This is a genomic window from Streptomyces sp. NPDC097107 (assembly GCF_044762405.1).
GTDB classification, from domain to species: Bacteria; Actinomycetota; Actinomycetes; order Streptomycetales; family Streptomycetaceae; genus Streptomyces; species Streptomyces thinghirensis.
Window position 1 is genome coordinate 84,150 of record NZ_JBIWEF010000009.1, and the last position, 20,509, is coordinate 104,658.

17 protein-coding genes and 4 pseudogenes are annotated in these 20,509 nt (G+C 70.8%); 12 read left to right on the forward strand and 9 right to left on the reverse strand.

Annotated features, from left to right (window positions below; translation table 11 throughout):
* Positions 1-21: 21 nt before the first annotated feature.
* Together ACIQ1J_RS22135 and ACIQ1J_RS22140 are read right to left on the reverse strand one after the other, a co-directional pair.
* Positions 22-525: an N-acetyltransferase gene (locus ACIQ1J_RS22135; RefSeq protein ID WP_403558998.1), complete on the reverse strand. Its 504-nt coding sequence runs from the start codon at positions 523-525 to the stop codon at positions 22-24.
* Positions 526-649: 124 nt separating this feature from the next.
* Positions 650-1,513 carry an SgcJ/EcaC family oxidoreductase gene (locus ACIQ1J_RS22140; protein WP_403559001.1) on the reverse strand — a complete coding sequence of 288 codons (864 nt, stop codon included), beginning with the start codon at positions 1,511-1,513 and terminating at the stop codon, positions 650-652.
* A 285-nt stretch (positions 1,514-1,798) separates the two neighbouring features.
* Between ACIQ1J_RS22140 and ACIQ1J_RS22145 the strand changes: the two genes are divergently transcribed.
* The 3 genes from ACIQ1J_RS22145 (at position 1,799) to ACIQ1J_RS22155 (ending at position 3,148) form a co-directional block, all read left to right on the forward strand.
* Positions 1,799-2,134, forward strand: a complete 336-nt coding sequence (locus tag ACIQ1J_RS22145; protein ID WP_403559004.1) for a DUF899 family protein — start codon at positions 1,799-1,801, stop codon at positions 2,132-2,134.
* A 188-nt stretch (positions 2,135-2,322) separates the two neighbouring features.
* Positions 2,323-2,475: a hypothetical protein gene (locus ACIQ1J_RS22150; protein ID WP_403559006.1), complete on the forward strand. Its 153-nt coding sequence runs from the start codon at positions 2,323-2,325 to the stop codon at positions 2,473-2,475.
* A gap of 394 nt (positions 2,476-2,869) precedes the next feature.
* Positions 2,870-3,148 (forward strand): hypothetical protein, encoded by a 279-nt coding sequence (locus tag ACIQ1J_RS22155; protein WP_403559009.1) that lies wholly within the window; start codon positions 2,870-2,872, stop codon positions 3,146-3,148.
* 820 nt (positions 3,149-3,968) lie between these two features.
* Here the strand turns inward: ACIQ1J_RS22155 and ACIQ1J_RS22160 are convergent.
* Positions 3,969-4,466: pseudogene (locus ACIQ1J_RS22160) on the reverse strand (hypothetical protein); the annotation flags it as partial.
* Positions 4,467-4,695: 229 nt separating this feature from the next.
* Here ACIQ1J_RS22160 and ACIQ1J_RS22165 point away from each other — a divergent pair.
* Entirely contained in the window at positions 4,696-7,971 is a 3,276-nt protein-coding gene (locus ACIQ1J_RS22165) for a LamG-like jellyroll fold domain-containing protein (protein ID WP_403559011.1), read from the forward strand.
* A gap of 394 nt (positions 7,972-8,365) precedes the next feature.
* Here the strand turns inward: ACIQ1J_RS22165 and ACIQ1J_RS22170 are convergent, their stop codons facing one another.
* On the reverse strand, positions 8,366-9,397 hold the full coding sequence (locus ACIQ1J_RS22170) for a LacI family DNA-binding transcriptional regulator (RefSeq protein ID WP_210961913.1): 1,032 nt from the start codon (positions 9,395-9,397) through the stop codon (positions 8,366-8,368).
* A 187-nt stretch (positions 9,398-9,584) separates the two neighbouring features.
* On the opposite strand from ACIQ1J_RS22170, the pseudogene ACIQ1J_RS22175 reads away from it, so the two are divergent.
* The 4 genes and pseudogenes from ACIQ1J_RS22175 to ACIQ1J_RS22190 form a co-directional block, all read left to right on the forward strand.
* Positions 9,585-9,872, forward strand: a pseudogene (locus ACIQ1J_RS22175) (RICIN domain-containing protein); the annotation flags it as partial.
* A 366-nt stretch (positions 9,873-10,238) separates the two neighbouring features.
* Positions 10,239-10,796 carry a quercetin 2,3-dioxygenase gene (locus ACIQ1J_RS22180; protein ID WP_403559014.1) on the forward strand — a complete coding sequence of 186 codons (558 nt, stop codon included), beginning with the start codon at positions 10,239-10,241 and terminating at the stop codon, positions 10,794-10,796.
* A complete protein-coding gene (locus ACIQ1J_RS22185; protein WP_403559017.1) occupies positions 10,793-11,680 on the forward strand; it encodes an alpha/beta hydrolase fold domain-containing protein in 888 nt (295 codons plus the stop codon). The genes ACIQ1J_RS22180 and ACIQ1J_RS22185 overlap by 4 nt, the downstream gene beginning before the upstream one ends.
* A 353-nt stretch (positions 11,681-12,033) precedes the next feature.
* Positions 12,034-13,176 carry a polyprenyl synthetase family protein gene (locus tag ACIQ1J_RS22190; protein WP_403559020.1) on the forward strand — a complete coding sequence of 381 codons (1,143 nt, stop codon included), beginning with the start codon at positions 12,034-12,036 and terminating at the stop codon, positions 13,174-13,176.
* A 287-nt stretch (positions 13,177-13,463) separates the two neighbouring features.
* Here ACIQ1J_RS22190 and ACIQ1J_RS22195 read toward each other — a convergent pair whose 3' ends face one another.
* Complete coding sequence (locus ACIQ1J_RS22195) at positions 13,464-14,474, reverse strand: MerR family transcriptional regulator (RefSeq protein WP_403559022.1); 1,011 nt, start codon at positions 14,472-14,474, stop codon at positions 13,464-13,466.
* A gap of 169 nt (positions 14,475-14,643) precedes the next feature.
* Here ACIQ1J_RS22195 and ACIQ1J_RS22200 point away from each other — a divergent pair, with 169 nt between their 5' ends.
* From ACIQ1J_RS22200 to ACIQ1J_RS22215, 4 genes and pseudogenes are all read left to right on the forward strand, one after another.
* On the forward strand, positions 14,644-15,336 hold the full coding sequence (locus tag ACIQ1J_RS22200; RefSeq protein WP_403559025.1) for a sigma-70 family RNA polymerase sigma factor: 693 nt from the start codon (positions 14,644-14,646) through the stop codon (positions 15,334-15,336).
* Positions 15,333-15,608, forward strand: a pseudogene (locus ACIQ1J_RS22205) (DUF4397 domain-containing protein); the annotation flags it as partial. The gene ACIQ1J_RS22200 and the pseudogene ACIQ1J_RS22205, both read left to right, overlap by 4 nt.
* A 72-nt stretch (positions 15,609-15,680) precedes the next feature.
* Complete coding sequence (gene rpmF, locus ACIQ1J_RS22210) at positions 15,681-15,851, forward strand: 50S ribosomal protein L32 (RefSeq protein ID WP_403559028.1); 171 nt, start codon at positions 15,681-15,683, stop codon at positions 15,849-15,851.
* A 46-nt stretch (positions 15,852-15,897) separates the two neighbouring features.
* Positions 15,898-16,509, forward strand: a pseudogene (locus ACIQ1J_RS22215) (CobW family GTP-binding protein); the annotation flags it as partial.
* A gap of 398 nt (positions 16,510-16,907) precedes the next feature.
* On the opposite strand, the gene ACIQ1J_RS22220 reads toward ACIQ1J_RS22215, so the two are convergent.
* Genes ACIQ1J_RS22220 through ACIQ1J_RS22235 form a run of 4 tightly spaced genes read right to left on the reverse strand, consistent with a single transcriptional unit; the run spans position 16,908 to position 20,438 of the window.
* Positions 16,908-17,921, reverse strand: coding sequence for a pyridoxal-phosphate dependent enzyme (locus ACIQ1J_RS22220; RefSeq protein WP_403559031.1), 1,014 nt, complete (start codon positions 17,919-17,921; stop codon positions 16,908-16,910).
* Positions 17,879-18,883, reverse strand: a complete 1,005-nt coding sequence (locus tag ACIQ1J_RS22225) for a GHMP kinase (RefSeq protein WP_403559034.1) — start codon at positions 18,881-18,883, stop codon at positions 17,879-17,881. Before ACIQ1J_RS22225 ends, ACIQ1J_RS22220 begins: the two co-directional genes overlap by 43 nt.
* Positions 18,880-19,689 carry a Rossmann-like domain-containing protein gene (locus ACIQ1J_RS22230; protein WP_403559037.1) on the reverse strand — a complete coding sequence of 270 codons (810 nt, stop codon included), beginning with the start codon at positions 19,687-19,689 and terminating at the stop codon, positions 18,880-18,882. The genes ACIQ1J_RS22225 and ACIQ1J_RS22230 overlap by 4 nt, the downstream gene beginning before the upstream one ends.
* Positions 19,686-20,438 carry a methyltransferase gene (locus ACIQ1J_RS22235; protein ID WP_403559039.1) on the reverse strand — a complete coding sequence of 251 codons (753 nt, stop codon included), beginning with the start codon at positions 20,436-20,438 and terminating at the stop codon, positions 19,686-19,688. The genes ACIQ1J_RS22230 and ACIQ1J_RS22235 overlap by 4 nt, the downstream gene beginning before the upstream one ends.
* Between the last annotated feature and the right edge of the window lie 71 nt (positions 20,439-20,509).

A 20,509-nucleotide genomic window follows, 5' to 3' on the forward strand; every position in this document is an offset into this window, starting at 1 on the left:
CTGGATCACCTCAGCAGCTACTTACGCGACGGGATACTCCGGCATGGCGAGCCAGTCCGACCAGGAGACCTCGCGCCCGAGGAAGCGCGGTTGCTCGAACGGCCAGTCGGCGGCGATCCACTGCGGCACCAGCGCGTCGAGGGCCTGCTCGACCTTGCTGCCCACCAGCTCGTCCACCACCCACCAGGAGATCTCACCGTCCGCGCCGGCCCTCTCCGGTGGGTCGATGTAGACACAGCCGAGCAGAGCTGTCTCCCCCGCGTCGAACAGCGCGTAGTTGAAGGACTGATGTGCGGCGATCTCCTTCTCGTGCCGCAACAGGTCGGCCTGGTCGGCCTCGTAGGTCATGGTGGCCGCGGGCCAGCCCCAGGCCGGGCCGAAGATGCTCCACAGCCGCTCGCGCGAACCCATCACAGCCGGATAGTCGAGCGGGGTGTCCGCCTCCCGGATCGGCCGCAGGTGATGACCACCGCCCGGCAGCGGTACCAGGGCAGGGTGGACGAAGTCATCAGGAAGCCAGCTCATGGAGCCCGACCGTAGCAGCGCGCGGCTTTCCGCTCCCCTGGTTTTCACCCGTCCCGGACCCCCACGGCGAACTCACCGGCAACCAGCGCGGTGGCTCTGGCGGAGTCCTTGTCGTCGCGGGCGCTCACTTCTCGGCCGCGGGCTTGGTGTCGGGGGAGAACAGGAACGAGATGCGTTCCATGACGCGCTGGCGCTTGGTGTTCTGGAAGGCGGCGATGCGCCAGGTGTCGTCGGCCTGGCGGACCAGTGTGTAGCTCTGCGTCCTGGAGAGATCGGCCGCCTCCGGCTCCCCGCCCTCATAGGTGTCGCCGCGACTGGTGGCCACGGCGGTGTCGGGGCCGTAGAAGCGGAGGCTGAGCCACGAGTCGGAGAGCTTGGTGCCCTTGAGGAATCCGTCGAACAGGGCGCGGTGGGCTTCGGCGATGTCGTCCCGGCCCTGATAGGCGGTGCCCACGTAGCTGGTGTAGGTGGCGTCCTGGGTGAACTGATCACCGTACGCGGTGGCGTCGTGTCGGGCCCACGCGTCCTTCATCGAGCGCAGGGTCTGGCAGACGGCTCGTTGGTCGTCGGCGGCCGCGGCGCCGGCCGGGGTGGCGGTGACTTGTGGCTTGACCGCGTTGCAGTCGCTCACACCGAGATCCTTCACGTCGGAGACGGCGTTGAGCCACAGGTATCCGCCACCCGCGGCCGCGGCCAGCGTCAGCGCGGTGATTCCCAGGATGATCTTGACGCGGCGACGGCGGCTCCTGGGAGCCGAGGTCGTGACGGGCTCGGAGTGCTCGGGGTACTCAGTGCGCTCGACCTGCTTCGGGGCCGAGGTACTGGTGGCCGACGCCGATGGGCGACAGGTCGGGGCGGGCAGCTGGGACCGCGTACGTACCCGTGGTGTGCGGTGCAGTGGCAGCGCCTGCGCGCCGAAGGAACCGGTGCCGACCGCCAGCGCGCCGCCTACCGGCAGCGCTCCAGCACGCACGACGTCGTCGACCACATCGTCTTCGCCACCTGCCCCCACTGGGGCGCGTCTCCAGTCGTGGTCGAGCTGCACCGGGCGCCCGCCCGGCTCCCGGGCGAAGTGGACCTTGCTGGTCTGCCCGCCTCGGACGCATGCAGCATCTGCAGGGCTTCGTACTGGTCGATGAGATCGCGCGACCCCGCAGGGTCAGCCATGCGCATGGGAACCGTCCCCTCCACTGGCCGGTACTGACCAAGCCCGCCCGAACCGCTCAAGGCTGCACGGTGCCGGCCGGGCCTCGGGAAGACGGCGCCCCAGCTCTTGGAGGGTCGTGACTGGCAGCGTCACCACCTCGTCTGCTACGTCCGCGACGGAAAGCGGGTGTTCGAGACGTACTACACCGGCGGTCGCGGCGTCGAGGTCATGGCACCCACCCACGGGCTGCTGGACATGACCGTCTACGGACGCCAGGAGGCTTGGGAGGACTCCCCCAGCGGCTGGCCCCAGCCCTGGTACTCCGCCGAGAACCCCGAGGAGTGGCGAACGAACGGGCGCCCCATCGCCCAGTGGTCCCGCATCAAAGCCGGCCGGTCCGACGAGCTGACCTGGAGGCGGTTGGATTTGGATCAGTCGGTCGATGGTCCGGTGTGGCGTTGACGGATACGCAGTGGGCGCGAATCGAGCCGTTGCTCCCGGACCGGACACCGGCGCCGAAGTCGGTGCGCCGATCGAAGGGGAGCCGCTGGACTTCGAAGAGCTGCGGAGGAAGGCCGTCCTGATCGCCGACATGGGTGAGAGGGGGCAGGCGAGCGCGCCGCCGGACGTCGCCAAACACTTTCCGCACGGTGCTCAAGGCGATCGCCACCTCGGCAGGCCATCTGAAACCGGGTGCCAAGACGCGTGACGTCGTGGACCCCGTGTACGGCGAGCGCAACCGTCCCGCCTTCGACGCGGTGAACGACTACGACTGCGGCGCCGCCCACCAGGGCAAGGCATGAAGGCCGCCGACAGAAGCAGCACCCAGGAACTCGCTGGAGCTGACTGCCCTCTCCGGCCTGTCCGATCAGCTCCGGTTCCAGCAGAGGCCTTGCGGAGCGATTGCCGCGTTGCTTGATCGATTCGATGGGGTTGGCGGTGTCCTCGGTGGGTCGCGCAGATCGTGCGGCTTGTTCCTCGCCATCTGGCCGGCATGCGCCTGCCCCTCGGACGACGGCTGCGGAGGACACGGTTGCCGGGCGGGCAGACACCAGTCGTCGGCCTTCAGGTCTGCGACATGAGGGGCAGAAGATCGGGGTAGCGGACTGATGGTTTGGGACGCAGACCACGGAGCGGATCCTGGACCGGTTACGGGCCGGCCGCCCCGTAACCACTAGCCGAGAAACGGACTGTGCCGTGGAAGCCATCGACAGAACTCCCGCCCCGATTTACGACCGTCTGATAGCCGAACGCGGCGACGTCGTCGCCGACGCCGCACACGTCGCGGCCAACGCCCTGCGTAAGGCCGCCGACGTGCTCGACTTCAGCAAGGCAGGCGGGGACACCGACACGAACGGCGGCCAGGACACCAACCGCCCCTCCCACGCGGACGCCGAAGCCGCCCCCGATGGCACCGGGCGTTCGAGGCCCGTTCCAGAACCTCCCGTACCTGCCCGGGCAGAGGCTGACCAGTAGCCGTCGCCACCACATGCTCACCCACCCTCCCCGGCAGAGCAGTCACCTGCCGGGACCGGTCCCAGGCGATATCTCCTACGACCCGGGCCATGAAATTCCTTCGCAGGCCGGAGTTATGGGTGCGACTCGCGTCAGTTGCCGCGCTTCCGGGGGCCGGCCGGCTGATCCTGGTCCCCCGAACGGCCTCGTATGTCGTCGATGACGAAGGCCATCCGTACGACGTGAGCGTCCTGTACTCCTGGGACACGAGCGACCAGGCCATGACCCTGCCGGGTGGCCTCTTCGAAGACGACGACACCGGCGGACAGGACGGACTCGTGTCCATGGTCAGACTTGACTGCGGGACCGCCGTCACGGCTGGTGAAAACGAGGACCGGCGGGGCGGCGACGGGGCAGAAGCCTGCTCCGAAGTGGAGACACCGAGGCGGTTCTTCGGCGTCTGCCTCGTCTGCCTCATTCTGCTCGGCTCCACCGGGCCCTGGGCCGCCCCTAGGCTGTCTCCCCTGCGGTCCCGCATGCCCTGGGGTACCCGGAGGCAGTGAAGGCGACAAGGGGCACCGTCCTCTCCGGACGGCGAATGCGGTGACACGGCTGCCGACCGTGGTGAAGACCCGGACCAGCAGACCGCGCCGGTCGAACCGTCTCGGGCCGTCTCGGGCCGTCTCGGGCCGTCTCGGGCCGTCTCGGGCCGTCTCGGGCCGTCTCGGGCCGTCTCGGGCCGTCTCGGGCCGTCTGCAACCGGCTGCCCTTGCTGATCCGCACCGCCCAGCTGACCAACAACGAAGTCGGCCGCCGGACATCCTGTCTGGCGAACGCGTTCTCACTGAGCGCTGCCCGCAGGTTCGCCCAGGCCTGCGGGGCCGATCCGGTATTGCTGCGCGCCGCGTGGGAGTCGGAGGAGCTCCGGTCCAGGACCGGCACCCCGGCCCGGCGGCCCCGGGGCCCGGACCTCAGCACCACCAAACAGCTGCCTACCGCGGTCCACGCCCTGCACGTGCGAGCGGGGCCCGCCCCCAGCGACATGGCGGTCGTCAACCGCGGGGTACCCACCGCCGACGCCGTCTCCCCCATCCTCCAAGCCAGTGTCCTCCCCTCGACGTCCTTCCCGCGCACCGCCGCCCCGCTCCTGGCTGGCGACACCAAACGATTCACCGAGCTGGGACGGTGCCGGCGGCGGCACCCAACTGCTGTCGGCGGAAAGGGTCTGCGGACGGTCGAAGACGTCACCGGTGCCGCCGCCGGAGGCGATGTACACCTGCGAGGCGTGATGCCGCAGCAACGCACCTGGGACGTTGATCGACTCGAAAGTGACACCCCTCGCGGCGCCTTGGGCGCTCTGATCAGCAGCCCGGCTCCCCGGGAGGCGTCAGGCCTCCCGGGGAGCCGGGCACGTGGTGCGCGAGGTCTGGACAGTCGCCGGGTGACGTGTTGTCATTCCGCTGTCAAGAATTTCCAACGTTGGAAGAACCGCTGTCCCGGCGCCTGCCCAAGCCGGTGCCGCCTGCCGAAAGGTCCTGGGACGGGACCTCTACGCGAGGAAAGGTTCGATGAGACAACGACACACCCGCCCACGAGCGAGAGCGTGGGCACTGCTCACAGCCGCAGCCCTCACACTGCCCACGACCGGTCTGATGTCCACCGCGTCGGCCACCGAGTCATCCGCCGGCGCGTCGGCCCTCGCGTCCGAGCAGGCAGCCGTCGCGGTGCACGGTCTGAAGGGCGAGTACTTCAGCATGTCGGCCCCGGGCGCGCGGGACTTCGCCGAACTCGGTGGCACCCTGCTCGACCCGCAGGTCAACTTCTCCGGACTGACCAGCACCTTCGAGGAGCTGACCGGGCGGACGGAGCACACGACAGCCCGCTGGACGGGGCAGATCGAGGCACCCGCCACCGGTGACTACACCTTCTACGCCAGCGGCGACAACGGCTTCCGCCTCTTCATCGACGGCGAGCCGGTCATCGACCACTGGGAGCCGGACTGGGACAACGAACAGACCAGCGTGCCGGTCCGGCTGGCCGCCGGCGAGAAGCACGACTTCCGCCTGGAGATGTTCCAGGACACCGGCGGCGCCAACATGTTCCTGCGCTGGTCGACCCGGAGCCTGCCCAAGCAGGTCGTCCCGATGTCGGCGTTCACCCCGCCGGCCGGGTTCGAGGTCTACCCGGTGGAACCGTCGGTCCCCGAGAACGGCCGGCAGGTGCGCGCCCGGTTCGAGGGCAGGGTCGGCGGCGACGTGAAGACGCTGGCGGACCACCTGGAGGTCGAGGCCGACACCACCCCCATGCCGATCGGCTCGGTCAGTGTCGCCCCCGGTGACCGCAACGCCCTGCTGATCACCCTCGCGGAGCCGGTCCAGAAGAACCAGCAGGTCCGGGTGGTGTACGACGGCGAGGGCGGGCTGACCTCCGGCGGCGAGAACGTCCCGAAGATCCTCCGTTACGCGCAGAACGACTCCACCCACCGGCTCACCACCAAGTGGGGTGACGAGCTCGACCCGAAGAACCCGCTGCCGGAGTACCCGCGCCCGCAGCAGGTGCGCGACAAGTGGAAGAATCTCAACGGGCCCTGGCAGTTCGCCGCGGCGGAGGCGGGCGAGCAACCGGTCTTCGGCAAGGACCTGGACGAGAGGATCGTCGTGCCGTTCCCGGTCGAGTCACAGCTCTCCGGTCTGGAGCGGCACGAGGACCACATGTTCTACCGCAAGCTGGTCGACGTGCCCAAGGACTGGAAGGTCGGCAAGGGCCACAAGGGTGACCGGCTGAAGCTCAACTTCGGTGCCGTCGACTACCAGGCCCGCGTCTGGGTCAACGGCAAGGAGGTCGCCGAGCACACGGGCGGCTACACCGCGTTCAGCGCCGACATCACCGACGCGCTGAGGGGCAGGGGGCCGCAGGAGATCGTGGTCGCCGTCACCGACACCGGCGGCGCCGACCAGCCGATGGGCAAGCAGACCACCCACCCGGGCGGCATCTTCTACACCCAGTCGTCGGGCATCTGGCAGACGGTGTGGATGGAGCCGGTCGCCGACACCTCCATTGACAACGTAGTCACGACCCCCGACATCGACACCGGCACCCTCGCGGTGACCGTCGAGTCCGGGGGCGCCTCCGCGCAGGCGCGCGTCGAGGCCGTCGCTCGCGACAAGCGCGGCAAGGTCGTCGGCCGGGTCGGCGGTCCGGCCAACGAGGAGCTGCGCCTGCCCGTGGCGAAGCAGCACCTCTGGAGCCCGGACGACCCCTACCTCTACGACCTGGACGTCAAGCTCACCGACGGCAGCTCGAAGGACGAGATCGACGGCTACTTCGGCATGCGCGAGGTGGGCATCGAAGAGGTCGGCGGCTACCGGAAGCTGGTGCTCAACGGGAAGCCCGTCTTCTCCCTCGCCACCCTCGACCAGGGCTTCTGGCCCGACGGCCTGTACACGGCCCCCAGCGACGAGGCCCTGGCCTTCGACCTGAAGGCGCACAAGGAACTGGGCTTCAACTCCGTCCGCAAGCACATCAAGGTGGAGCCGGACCGGTGGTTCTACCACGCGGACAGGCTCGGCCTGCTGGTCTGGCAGGACTTCGTGTCCGGGAACATCACCGACACGACCGGCCAGAGGGCGTTCGTCGACCAGGGCATGGAGGCGATGCGGCAGCATCACAACGCGCCGTCCGTCATCGGCAACGTCGTCTTCAACGAGGGCTGGGGCGAGTGGGACCGCGAGGAGAGCGGCCGTATCGCCGAGGCCGTCAAGGCGGCCGACCCCTCCCGGATCGTCAACGCCCACAGCGGTGTGAACTGCTGCAACTCCAAGGGTGACTCGGGCAAGGGCGACATCATCGACCACCACGACTACAACAACGAGGACCCGCCGTTCCCCGACCACCGGGCCGCCATGGACGGCGAGCACGGCGGCTTCACCCTGCGCAACCCGGGGCACATGTGGCCGGGCGCGCCGACCGTGATCTACAGCGGCGTCGCCGACAAGGAGGCGCTGACCCGCAAGTACGTGGAGAACACCGAGGAGTTCTACCTCGAACAGGCCGGCGCCGAGCTGTCGGGCTCGGTGTACACGCAGATCTCCGACCTGGAGAACGAGCTCAACGGTCTGTACACGTACGACCGCCGGGAGATCAAGGTCGACCCGGTCCGGGTCCATGAGGCCAACCGCAAGGTCGTCGCGGCCGGTGCCGCCGCGGGCGACCGGGAAGCGCCGAACGGCGGCGGGTACTGGTCCCTCGACGAGGGCACCGGTACCACCGCCGGGGACGAGGGTCCGAACGGCAAGGACCTGGAACTCTCCGAGGGCACCACCTGGACACCCGGTGTCAGCGGCAGCGCGCTGACGTTCGACGGCGAGGGGCAGCACGCCGAGACCGAAGGACCGGTGCTCGACACCACCGGAAGCTACTCGGTCTCGGCCTGGGTGACCCTCGACGAGCTGCCCGGCAACTACGCCACCGCCGTGAGCCAGGACAGCCGTTTCCAGGCGAGCCCGTTCTACCTCCAGTACGGCCAGGGTGCCTTCGCCTTCAGCACGCCCGGTGAGAACCGTGCCCGGCTGGTGACCACACCGGAGACGGACCGCTGGTACCACCTCGTCGGGGTACGCGACGGCGCGAGCAACCAGATAAGTCTCTACGTCGATGGCGAGCCGGCGGCGACCGCGGCCGCCGGCCCGAACTACGTCGGCTCCGGTCCGCTCGCGGTGGGCCGCGCCCAGTGGAACGGCGAGGACGGCGACTTCTGGAACGGTTCCGTCGACGAGGTCCACGCCTACGACAGGGCTCTGACCGCCGAGGAGGTGCGCATGCTCCACGCGCGGCAGAAACTGTAGCCCCGGCCCCTGTGACGGTCCTGGCGAGTGCCGCTCGGCTCACTCGCCAGGGCCGCACGGTCCGCGGCACCCCGTCCCGCCCGGGCCCGCCACCCAACTGGCCGTCCGCGGCAGCAAGGCGGCGCCCGCCGAAGTGGCGGGCGCCGGGCGAAGACCCTCGGGTGAAGGGCCGACCGGGCGTCACCGCGCTGGGCTCACCGCCACGTTGCCGAAGGACGCGGCGACGACGAAGAGCCGGACGCCGTTGGACGCCTCGACTCTCGCCGCCACGGCCGAGGGTGACGACTCTGGTGACCATGCCCGCCGGGCGCCCGGAGCCGGGCGCGTGCCGGTCGCCACGCCCGGCCCTGCGCTGCCGGTGAAGGCGAGACCCATGGATGACGGGCGCGTCGTCTCAGCCGCTCGTGCCCTCGCTCGCACCGCTGCGCCCCAGCGTGCTCTCCCGTTCGACCAGGCGGTATTCCGCCCAGACGCGGCGCGCTTCGGGAGCCGCACCGCCGAGCCGGGCGAGGACCGACTCCACCGCGAGGCGGCCGATGGCCACCTTGTCCGGGGAGACGGACGTGAGGGTCACCGCGCCGAACCGCCCCTCGACCACGTCGTCGAACCCGACCACGGCGATGTCTTCGGGGACCCTCAGCCCCCGCGCGTGGAGCACTCGCATCGCGCCGATGGCCATGGGGTCGTTGTAGGCGAAGACCGCGTCGGGACGCCTTCCGGCGTCGAGGATGCGGGTCATGGCCGCCGCGCCGTCGGCATGTCCCCAGCCGTCGGTAGCGGCGACGAGCCCCTCATCGACGGGGAGCCCGGCGGCGGTCAGTTCCTCGCGCCAGCCGCGTACGCGCAGTTGGGCGGGCTCGTTGCGTCCACGCCGGGCGCCGATGAACGCGACCTCCCGGCGTCCCAGACCGACCAGGTGCGCGACGGCCGCGCGGGCGGCGGCGACGTTGTCGATGGCGATGTGATCGTAAGGCAGGTCGTAGTCCCGCTCACCCAGCAGTACCAGCGGTACGTTCTCCGCGCGGTCGCGCAGGTCCTCGGTCTCCAGCTCGATGGGGCTGAGGATCAGTCCGTCGATGACCCTCGCCCGGAAACCCTGACTGACCAGGAGCTCCTGCTCGCGCCGTCCGCCGGTGTGGTCCAGCAGCACGGTGTAGTCGTGCTCGGCCGCCGTGTCGATCACGGCCGCGGCGAGTTCCGCGAAGTAGGGGTTGCCGAGTTCGGGCAGGGCGAGCGCGATGATGCCCGTGCGTCCCGCCCGCAGGTGCCGGGCGGTCAGATTGGGCCGGTAGCCGAGCTCGTCGATGGAGCGCTGGACGCGTTCGCGCATGGCGGGGGTGACGTGCTGGAAATTGTTCACCACGTTGGAGACGGTCTTGATGGACACCCCCGCGTGCGCGGCGACGTCCTTGAGGCTGACCCGCACGTCATTCCTTTCCCGAACCGCCCGACTCGGGTGGTCGGTGCGGGTTCAGTGTCCGTCACCGTGAGCCGTGCGCCGAGCCCGTGCGCTAGTTTTACAACGTTATATATTCGCTGTCGCCACGCTGACAAGGCGGTGACCGAGCGCTCCGCCCCTGTTCCGCCGACGTTTGTCCGACCGAACGGAATGCCAGGTCGGCCCGGCGCGCAGCGACGCCCCCGTGCAGACCGTCACCCTCGTCCCCATGGGCGCGGCGCGGCCGCGTATCACCGCTTTCCCCACGGCCACCCCGGACGGACGGCCCTGGACGCCCGAACCGCCCTTCCGGCGGATCCGGAACAAGCGCAGCGGCACGGTCCTCGCCGTCGACGGCATGTCCCTGCGCAACAGCGCACGCGTCGTGCAGTTCGACAACTCCGGCACCGGCGACCATGCCTGGCAGCTCGTGGACCGAGGCGAGGGCCGGTACCTGATCCGAACGGCAGAAGTCCACCGGCGGTGCCGTCATGGTTGGCGGGACCGTGCCGCGGGTCGCCGCCAGCCCAAGTGCCGCCCTGCACGGAAGTTGACTCCTCCCCCGCCGGCGCCGTGCCTCAAGGGTCCGACTACGCGCCGAGGACGTCGGCAACGCGCACCGGAAGATTCTCGAGCTGGGGTCCCAGGGGCTCCCGGCTGTGTTCCGGAAGGCTCGCGGCGGTCTCATCGCGAGCTCGGCGAGGGTGGTCGCCCCCACGGCTCCTCCAACGTCGCCCGCAGGACGTCGACCACCTCACGGCTTGATTTCGGCAACCTCCCATGTCAGGCTACCTGACATGAACGTCAATGGTGGATCCGAGGAGACGGCATGACCATCGAGTACGCCACCCGCTACCGACAGGCGTCGCGCATTCCCCCGGAGCCGGGCAAGCCGTACTTCATCGAGAAGGGCGAGGGGGACCGCGCCCACCTGTTCGGCGATCTGATCACCGTCTACGCGGGCGGCGAGCAGACCGAGAACGCCTTCAACTTCTTCACCGTCGAAGGCCCGAAGGGCGACATAATCCCAGCCCACCTGCACACCGACACGTACGAGGTCTTCTACATCACCCAGGGTGCCGTTCGGCTGTTCGTCGAGGACACCGAGGGCAATCAGCAGGAGAAGTTGCTCACCCCGGGCGACTTCGGCTTCGTACCCAGGAACTGCCGGCACGCCTATCGCATGGAGCGCCACCACAGCCAGGTCGTCGGCGTCGCCGCCGGCCCCGGGGGCACCTTCGAGCGGTTCTTCGAGAACCTGGGCGCGCCCGCGGAGGAACTTGGCCTGCCGCACCAGCCCGTCATACCGGCACCGCACAAGTTCGCCAGCGTCCCCAAGCAGTACGACGTGCGCTTCGTGCCGGACCACCAGTGGCGGAACCGATGACGGCAACCGGGCACTCGCTGCGGGAACTGATCGCCGCACCTCACCCCGACCACGCTCCGCTGCCGTCCCGCGCCCCGAGCGAGCCCGATGTACACGAACTGCGTGGCGTGCCCTACGCCGAAGTCGAGGGCAGCCGGCCCCTGGAACTCGATCTCTGGTTGCCCGGGTCCTCCCGGCCAGGGCCTCTTCCGCTGGTGCTGTTCGTACACGGCGGCGCCTGGCGACGAGGCCGACGCGACGACATGGGAATGCGCACGCGGCACTGGGCCCCCCGGCCCTTCGCACGCATCGCGGCAGAGGGCTTCGCCGTCGCCTGCGCCGACTACCGGCTCAGCGGCGAGGCCACCTTCCCCGCCCCCCTCGACGATCTGCGGGCCGCCCTGCGCTGGCTCACCCTGCGCTCCGCCGAACTCGGCATCGATACCAGCAGAACGGTCGTGTGGGGTGAGTCCGCCGGCGGACATCTCGCCTCTCTCCTCGCCCTGACCCACGCCGATCCGGCACTGGTCGGCGCCGTGATCTGGTACGGACCGAGCGACCTCACCGCCGCACGGGGGCGCTTCACTCCCGAGGACGCCACCACCCCCGAGGCACTCATGCTCGGCACAGCCCCGGCCGCCGCCCCGGAGCTTGCCCGTGGGGCCAGCCCGCTCACCCACGTCCACGCGGACGCGCCACCGTTCCTTCTCGTCCACGGCGAGCAGGACACCATGGTGGACTGCTCACACAGCCGATCCCTCGCCTCGGCACTGGAGCAGGCGGGGTCGCCGGTCGAGTTGCGGACGGTACAGCGCGCCGACCATGGCTGGCTTGGGCTCTCCGACGTCCAGGTGGAGGGGCTCTTCGCCCACTCCCTGGCGTTCGCCCATCGCCTCGTGGCCTGACGGACACCTGGCATCCCGGGTGACGCGCACCCGGCCTGTGGCTTCGGCAGATCGGTGATCTCCCGTGCGAACCGGCATCTGCCCGAGCCGTCGGCACCGCGAACGGCCGACAGGCAACCACCGCGTCACCCAGCCCGTACGCCGGCTCGACCGGTGGGCCGACCTCGCGTACATACGCGACCGGGAAGAGGCGTGGGGTGACACTCCGCCATGAGTTCCGCGCCGATGGGCCGCTGAGGTGAGTTCGCCCGCACCGGCGCCGGGCCGGACCGGGCCGGCATCAGCGCATCCGTGACGGGGCACTCGGCGGAAGCACTGACTGGCAGACAGCCGAGAGCGGGAAGGGATTGTGCATGCTTGAAATGCCGCCGATGGCGGCCGCACCGGCCGAACTCGTCGACGCCCCTCTCACCGCGTCCGACGCCGCGAACGCCGTCGGCACCGTCCTCAAGCAGGTCATCGACGTACGCCTACGTCACTCGCGTGCCGTGGATCCCGTGTTCGCCAAGGAGCTGGCCGATCGCCTGGCCCGGCTGGCCGAGCGAGGCGGCAAACGGCTGCGCACGGCGTTCGCCTGCTGCGGCTGGCGCGCCGCGGGCGGCTCGGGCGACACCACCGCGGTGCTGCACACCGGAGCCGCCCTCGAACTGCTCCAGGCGTGCGCCCTCGTACATGACGACGTGATGGACGGGTCCTTGCAGCGCAGGGGCGCCCCGGCCATGCATGTCGAACTCGCCCGCGCGCACCGGGCCGCGGGCATGCACGGCTCCGCGGAGTCGTTCGGGACATCCGCCGCCGTGCTCGCCGGTGACCTCGCGCTGGCCTGGGCGGACGACCTGCTGACGGAGACGGCACTCGGCACGCCGCACGGACGGCGCCTGCACGAGGAGTGGCAGGCGATGCGTACCGAGATGGTCGCCGGACAGTACCGCGACCTGCGCGCTCAAGCCGCACGTTCGTCCGGTGTCGACGAGGCGCTCTCCATCGCCGCCCTGAAGAGCGCCCTGTACACCGTCGCCCGGCCCCTCGCCCTGGGGGCGTCGCTGGCCGGCGCCGACGACCACGCGCTGGAGGCGCTGCGGGCGGCCGGCCGATGCGCAGGGCTGGCCTTTCAGCTCCGTGACGATCTCCTCGGCGCCTTCGGCGACCCGGCACTGACCGGGAAGCCGGCCGACGACGACCTCCGGTCGCGCAAGCTCACCTACCTCCTGGCTGTCGCACTGCGACTCGCCGACGCCACCGGGGACCACCACGCCGCCGCCGCGCTGGCACCGGATGCGGCCCCCGGGTCCGGGCACGCCGTCGAGCGGATGCGGGCCGCGCTGAAGCGCACCGGTGCGCTGGACCTGGTGGAAGCGAAGATCGCGGAGCTGACGGACATGAGTCTCGGGCACTTCGAGCGCGCCGGCGCACCCCCTGCCGTACGGCACGAGTTCACCAGGCTGGTCCAGCGCGCGACGGACATGCCCCGGAGCCGCGCAGGGAAGGCCGCATGAGGAGGGTGCCGCCACAGTTCCGCCCGGGACAGGGCTGCTGAGTCGGAGCGGTCCCGGCACCGCTTGGCAGCGCATACGGGCAGTACGGCGTCCGGCGCGGTGAGTGCCGCTCGGCCGGCGCCCCAAAGGCACGCCGGCGCGGACCCGTGCCCCAACGCGGCGCCGGAGCGGCGACCGCTCGACGACGAGCGACACGGTGACGACGCGGGAACGACCTCCGGTCCAGCGGACCACGCTCCCCGCCGGGCGTTGCCGGACGCCACGGCCGATCGCCCCGGACGGCGAGGTCACGAGGACACCGGCGGCTCCAGAGCGGCGACGGCCTCGGCAAGCCCCGAAGGGCGCGCCAAGCCGGCCACTGTCGGCCCCGCCCAGCCGGGGCCGAGGGTCAGGACAACCGGCCCGCGGCGGGCGCCACGCACTCCCCACCGCATTGCGGCCACGTGCTGGGCCAGCGGCCGGCTGGCGGTGCCGCGGGACTGGGCCCACAGCACCACCGCGGCCGGCCCGGTCCTGCGCACCGCCGCCACGAGCGACTCGACGGGCAGGGCACCACCGAACATCCGCACGGGAACACCTCGCTCGGTCAGTGCCGCGGACAGCACTTCCAGAGGCAGCGTGTGGTTCTCCCCCGGCACGCAGGCGAGCACCGTGGTGGCGCCGGGACGGTCCGCGACCGTGTTGGGCGTGGTTCGCCGTAGCGCGCCGGAGACGTGCCAGGACAGGAAGTGCTCGACCTCGACGTACTTCTCGCCCGATGTCTCCCACTTGCGGCCGACGGCTTGGAGAGTCGGTACGATCACCTCGGTCCAGGCGGCGACGAGTCCGTGCTCGGCGATCGCCGCGAGCAGTAGTTCGTCCAGGGTGGCGGCGTCGAGGCGCAGGGCGGCACGGGCGATCCCCCTGCATTCCTGGCGTGCGTCACTCAGCTGCAGCCCGCTCCCCGCCCGGCCGCGGCCCCGGGCCGCACTCCGCCCAGGCCCGACGGCCGTCGTCCGTCCGGGTGGGGCCGCCGTCGGTGGCTCGTCGCCGCGAGCCATGCGTGCGGCCTCCGCCGGCGCCAGCCCGGTCGCCGTCAACGCGCACATCCGCTCCAGCCGGGCCACGTCCCCGGGAGTCCAGCGCCGGTGCCGGCCACCTGCGCGCGCGTCGGGGCCCAGCCCGTACCGGCGGTCCCACGTACGAATCGTGGTGGGGGCGACCCCCAGACGCCTGGCCACCTCGCCCGTTGTCAGCCCACCGCCCGGCGGGCCGTCCTCGCCGCGCCGGTCCTCACCGTTTCCCGCAAGCGCACTCATTCACCCACTGTACGACGCATAAACGACGCATGTTGTCTGCGTCGTTCATAGGCCCAAGACTGGGGACACGCGCACGGCAGCCGGCGGACCGGCACGGCGGACCGGCGGACTTACCGTTCGGTGGACGGCCTTCCGTCCCCGTACGACGCACGGCAGGAGGAACCAGGCCATGAAGACGAACATGCGACCGGTCAACCACCTCGTCCCGCCCGTGGAGGAGACGCGGCACGAGGAGGACCTGGCCCGTGGCCTGGCCGCCGCCGACGAGGAAGCGTTCGCGATCATCTACCGGCGCTGGGGCTCGCTTGTCCACACCATGGCCGCCCGGTCCCTCGGCGACGCCTACGAGGCCGAGGACGTGACGCAGCAGGTCTTCATCGGCGCCTGGCGCGGGCGGCACGGTTTCCGGCCTGAGCGGGGCGCGCTCGGTGCCTGGCTGGTCGGCATCACGCGTCGCAAGATCGTCGATGCGCTGGCAGCCAGGACAAGGCGTCTGGCCCTCGTCGACTCGGCCATTCACGAGTCCACGCCCGCCCGGTTCGTCCAGTCGGCACCTGACGAAGTACTGGACCGGGTACTGCTCGTCGATGCCCTGTCCCAGCTGCCTCACGCTCAGCGAGAGGTGCTGCGCATGGCCTTCTACGAAGACCTGACACAGGTCCAGATCGCGGAACGCACCGGTGTGCCCCTGGGCACGGTCAAGAGTCACACCCGCCGCGGCCTGCACCGGCTGCGTCTGGTGGTCGACCAGGCCCGCGCGCACGGCACGACCGACTGGCCGAACCGAAGGAGCCATGCCGCGGGCGCATCCGTGGCACCGCGGAACCGCGGAACACAACCGAGACTCCGCTCGAAGGGATGATCCCCATACAATCCCGGAGCCACATCGCCGTCGCCGCCTCGGCCGGTGCCTGCGCCCTGGCCCTCGGCGTGACCGCACCCGCCATGGCGGCTCCCGCCCAGGCACAGGACAAGGCCATGGTCTCCGTCTTCCACGGCATTCCGGGAATGACGGTCGACGTCTACGCCGACGGCGACGAGCTGCTCAGCGACTTCAAGCCCGGCACGGTCACCGATCCGCGGTCCATCGACGCCGGGACCTACGACATCCGGATATTCCAAGCCGGCCAAGGCACCGCCTCATCGTAATGACATCCATTTTCATGTATCGTCTGCCTCGCTCACCGATCGCACCCGGAGGTCCTCATGGCCGTGCCAAAACGCAAGATGTCGCGCAGCAACACCCGTCACCGCCGCGCGCAGTGGAAGGCCACGACGTCGCAACTGGTGACGGTCACGGTGGACGGCGCGGCCTACCGCGTCCCCCAGCGGCTGGCCAAGGCGTACGAGCGCGGCCTGCTCCGTCCCGAAGGCTGACCCCGGCACCACCTACGCCCCCTCGCGGCGCCTTCCCGTCACCGTCCTGGTCGAGATGACCAACAGGTGCATCTGTCGCACCCTGCGCGGCGACCTACTGGAGGAAGCGAACCGACTGGCGCGCGAGGGGCGTTTCGACCACCTCCTCATCGAGTCCTCCGGTATCTCCGAACCCATGCCGGTGGCGGCCGCCTCCGCCTTCGCCCGCGACGACGGCGCCACCCTCGGCGAACTGGCCCGGCTGGAATGGACCAGGCCGAGTTCGCCGACGTCGCCGTCCTCAACAAGCTCAACCCCGTCGCCCGCGTGGTGCAGGCCGTGCGGTGCCGAGTACCGGTCGGCGAGGTCCTGGGCACCGGCCGCTTCGACTCCGGAACGCCCTTCCACCCCGGGCGGTTGCGGACGTTCGCTCACTGAGGCATTGGGCAGCGGTCCAAGGGCCTCTTCGCCCTCGCCGGCCGACCCCGTGTGACGGGACTCCGGTCGCCGGCCGGTTCGGTGGCGCGCTTCGAGCAGGCCTGCCCCGGCTCCCCGTCCCACTTGGCAGGAGGGCGAAGCCCTGCCCGCCTTCGACTCCTTCTCCGCCTGGGGCACCTACGGCTTCGCCGAGAGCTGCGCACACGAGCACGCCCCCCTCACCACCGTGACGGGGCACTGAGACCCCGGGCCGGACGGTGGTCGCGGCCACGGCACCGTCCCGCCCGGTACACAGTCCTTCCTCCTCGGCCCGGTCGAAGACGGTCGGCGCGGTGAGCACACACCGCCCCGCTCCCACACACCGATCCCGCTCAGCACTGGTCCTCCCGGCTCCGGACGCCTGGCCTGCCGAGGTCATGAGGGCCCCTCCCCCGCTGCCGGCCGTTCAGGCGTGCTGCTCGGCAGAGCCCAGGGGAGGCCGGTGTGCTCGACCTCGGTGAAGCCCATGACCTCGGCGGCGGCCTGGCCCCCGGTGCTGGACTCCGCGACGCAAACGTGCGATCACCGAGCCGTCGGGCTACGAGGGACGCTGACGCTGAGACGCTCTCCCGCCGGCACGCGGCCCGTTCCAGTGGCGACCTATCCGAGGACCGCTCCCGCGGGCGCCGGTGCCCCGTCCCAGCTCATACGTGACCAGGGGAGGGTCAGTTCGTCCGTGCCGCGTACCGACCGGGGGGCCAGATCCTCGATACGCGCGGCCTTTCGGTGCCGGGCGAACACGGTGTCGACGTAGCGGTGGCCGGTGTCGGCTGCGATGAACAACGCAGTACGGCCGGGCTCTTGGCGGCGTTCCCAGTGGGCGGCGAGATAGGCGGCTCCGGTGGACAGGCCCGCGAACACGGCGTGCCGGCGCAGCAGGTCGACACTGCCGGAGAGGGCGGCGTCGAAGGCGAGCCAGTGCAGGGTGTCATAGAGGTCGTGGCGGACGTTGCCGAAGGGGATGGAGCTGCCGATGCCGGCGATGATGATCTCCGGATCGGCGACGTGCTCGCTGCCGAAGGTGACACTCCCGTACGGCTGGACGCCCACGAGTCGCACGTCGACGGAGCGTTTTCTCAGGTAGTGGGCGAGAGCACCGGTGGAGGCGCCGGAGCCCACGCCGCCGACGAAGGTGAGCGCGTCGCCGGCGGTCCGGTCGTGGATGTGTTCGGCGACGGCTTCGTAGCCGAGGTAGTGGATGTCGTCGTGGTACTGGCGCATCCAGTGGAAGTCCGGGTTCTCCCGCAGGATTTCGCGGACGCGCGCGACGCGGCGGTTCTGGTCGTGCTTGAGGCTGCTGCTGGGCGGCATCTGCTCCAGATGGGCGCCGAGTACGTCCAGTTGGGTGCGCAGGGTGTTGTCGACGGTGGTGGAGCCGACGATGTGGCAGCGCATGCCGTAGCGGTGGCAGGCCAGGGCGAGTGCGTAGGCGTAGATGCCGCTGGAGCTGTCGACGAGGGTGTCGCCGCGCCGTACGGATCCGGTGTCGAGCAGGTGGCGTACGGCGGCCAGGGCGGAGACGACCTTCATGGTCTCGAAGCGCAGGCAGAGGAGGCCGTCGTCGAGGCGTATCAGGTCCGGGCGGCCGATGGCTTCCGAAATGTGTTCGTCCACGGGAACTCCTCGCTGGTGTCGGACGCGAAGGTGGTGAAGGTCCGGGTCGGTGTGATGCCCTCGCGGTCCAGGGCACGGGTGCAGCGGCGCAGTCTGTGGTGCAGCCCGGGAGTGCGGGGGTCGTAGAGGACGCCGGCGACGTTGCCGCTGTGGGCGATCTGCACGCCGACGGCACCCGTGCTGTCGGCGATGCCGGTGAGGACCGGGAACTCCTGGTGCCGCAGGACCCGTTGGCGCAGACGGGCGCTGGCGGTGCTGACCCGGCCGAGCAGGGCGGTGTCGACGTCGGTCACCGCCCTGCGGAGCATACGGCGCAGGTGTCCGTAGGCGGCGAGGTCGTCGTCGTGGTGGAGTGCGGGGAGGGCGAGGGTGTCGATCGGTGTGCCTCCGGCGAGCGCGCACCCGACCACCACGGCGGGCGGCAGCGCGGAGCCCAGGACCTCGAGGACACGGCCCTCGCGCTGCGCGAAGAGCAGTGGGCGTGAACCGTGCATCAGGGGGTCGCTGGCGCCTTCGGCGCGCACCGCGATCCGCGCGATCGTCTCCGCCGGCAGCAGCGCGCCCCAGGAGTCGGCGACCGCCCGCACAGTGGCGATGACGTCGCTGGTGGAGGAGCCCATGCCGAGACCGACGGGGAGGTCCCCGGTGAGGGTCAGCTCCCCGCCGCAGGGCTCCGCGTCACGGCGTGCGGCGCACTCCCGTACCGCGAGTACGGCCGCCGCCCGCGCCTTGGTCCGGCCGGCGGGCGTCACCGTCACCTCGTCCGGCGAGCTGCCGGGCCGGTGCGCGAACCGGGCGGTGCTGCCGGGTCCGTTCATGGGCAGCGTGACCAGCGCCTGGACGGTGCGACGCCGCTCGTCGAGGAAGACGCCTTGCAGGATCTCGCCGTGGTGGCAGGCCGCGCGTCCGGTGCCCTCCGTGCCACGGGCCGCGGCCTCCGGCGGGCGGGTGGCGGCCGTCATGCGCCGGCCGCCACCCGGTAGCGGTACAGGGTGGTGGGTTCGGCGCTGAACTGGGAGAAGGGGAAGGGCTCCGCGGACAGGGCGGTCACACCCTGTCCGAGAAAGGCCCGTGCCACGGCGCTGCCGGTCTGGGCGTAGACCACCAGGGGCACGCCGCGTTCGCGGCAGCGAGCCAGGACGGTGTCGAAGCTGCCGTTGCCGAGGGTCATGCCGGTGGCCACGACGGCATCGGCGGTGCCGAGGACCTCTTGCATGTCGTCGGTGACCGGGTCGCCCCATTGGGTGGTGCGCAGGTTGAAGTCGCAGAGCAGGGGATCACCGCCGCGCTCGCGGATGGCCGCGACGAGCGGGTTGACCACCCCGATCAGACCGACCTTGGCCCCGGCATCGATGTTCAGGAGCCCGGCGATGGCCGCGTCCCGGGCCAGCGCCCGGGTCTCGGGAGTCCCGGCGGGCAGGGTGACCGGTTCCGCCTCGGTCGCCTCCCGGTGCGGTCGGGCGGCGCTGAGGTAGGCGTCGAGCGCGGCGATCCGCAGCGGCATCGGCGCCTCGCGCAGCAGCGTGTCGAGCGTGGCTCCGGAGGCGTCGCGGCATATGGAAGCGTCGACCTCGCCCGCCTCGAAGGCGCAGCCGCCGAAGGAATCGCCCAGGCGGACGAGGACGTACTGGTTGAGGTAGGTGGTGTTCCCGCCGGCCAGCCGGGTGCCGTGGTGCACCCAGAACACGCTGGTGGCGACGAGGTCGGCGGGGCGGGGGCCGTGCTCGCCCGCCAGGACGGCGGCCAGGAGTTCCTCGGTGTTCTTCATCGCTGTCCTCCGGTGCGGGGCGTGTCGTGGGTGATACGGAAGAGGAAGGTCAGCACGCCGTCCTGCCAGTCGTGGAGATGGTCGATGCGGGGACTGAGCCCGTGGTCCAAGGCGTGCTGGACCAGGGCCCGCAGATCCGCGGTGTTGGAGGCGATGACGTAGATCTCGCCGCCGGGGGCCAGCAGGTCCCGTTCCGCGATCTGGGCGAAGAACTTCGCCAGCAGCGGCGCGCCCACGCAGACATTGCGTACAACGTCGGGGTCGTCACTGACGGTCTGGCTGACGGCGGGCGGGTTGAAGGTGACCACGTCCAGCCGGGCATCGTCCGGGAGAGCGCCGAAGACGTCGCTCACCGCGGGGAGGAACGCGGTGTCCGGGCGCTCGCCGGCCAGGCGCCGGTAGTGACCGGTGGCGGCGGCCACGCTCTCCGGGTGGACGTCGAGCGCGTGGATCTCCCGAGCGCCGCGGATGCCCGCCGCCACGGCCTCGACGCCCAGGCCGACGCCCATGGCGGCGTACCGGAGGCCGCGGGTCTCGATACGGCCGTCCAGCACCCGCTCGTGGATCAGGCGGCTGGTCCACCCGGGTATGAAGACGCCGGGCGGTACGTCGAAAGTCCAGCCGTTCCACTCGTAGGAACGAGTGGTGTGCAGGTCGGCCTTGGGCTGGTTGAGGGCGATGATCCGGTCGGCGGGCAGGGGCGGGGGCAGCTGCTCCAGAAGAGCCTGGCCGATCGAGTAGCGGTCCATGGGTCCTTTTCTTCTCATATAGCGGGGGGTGTGTACCCACGTCGAAGTCCGGCCTGTCCGGCGGGCGTTCA

Coding starts and splice junctions, on each gene's coding strand:
- ACIQ1J_RS22225 (WP_403559034.1), bottom strand. CDS start 18,883: ATGACGGCCGCCACCCGCCCGCCGGAGGCCGCGGCCCGTGGCACGGAG.
- ACIQ1J_RS22195 (WP_403559022.1), bottom strand. CDS start 14,474: ATGAGTGCGCTTGCGGGAAACGGTGAGGACCGGCGCGGCGAGGACGGC.
- ACIQ1J_RS22235 (WP_403559039.1), bottom strand. CDS start 20,438: ATGGACCGCTACTCGATCGGCCAGGCTCTTCTGGAGCAGCTGCCCCCG.
- ACIQ1J_RS22230 (WP_403559037.1), bottom strand. CDS start 19,689: ATGAAGAACACCGAGGAACTCCTGGCCGCCGTCCTGGCGGGCGAGCAC.
- ACIQ1J_RS22180 (WP_403559014.1), top strand. CDS start 10,239: ATGACCATCGAGTACGCCACCCGCTACCGACAGGCGTCGCGCATTCCC.
- ACIQ1J_RS22190 (WP_403559020.1), top strand. CDS start 12,034: ATGCTTGAAATGCCGCCGATGGCGGCCGCACCGGCCGAACTCGTCGAC.
- ACIQ1J_RS22165 (WP_403559011.1), top strand. CDS start 4,696: ATGAGACAACGACACACCCGCCCACGAGCGAGAGCGTGGGCACTGCTC.
- ACIQ1J_RS22135 (WP_403558998.1), bottom strand. CDS start 525: ATGAGCTGGCTTCCTGATGACTTCGTCCACCCTGCCCTGGTACCGCTG.
- ACIQ1J_RS22200 (WP_403559025.1), top strand. CDS start 14,644: ATGAAGACGAACATGCGACCGGTCAACCACCTCGTCCCGCCCGTGGAG.
- ACIQ1J_RS22185 (WP_403559017.1), top strand. CDS start 10,793: ATGACGGCAACCGGGCACTCGCTGCGGGAACTGATCGCCGCACCTCAC.
- rpmF (WP_403559028.1), top strand. CDS start 15,681: ATGGCCGTGCCAAAACGCAAGATGTCGCGCAGCAACACCCGTCACCGC.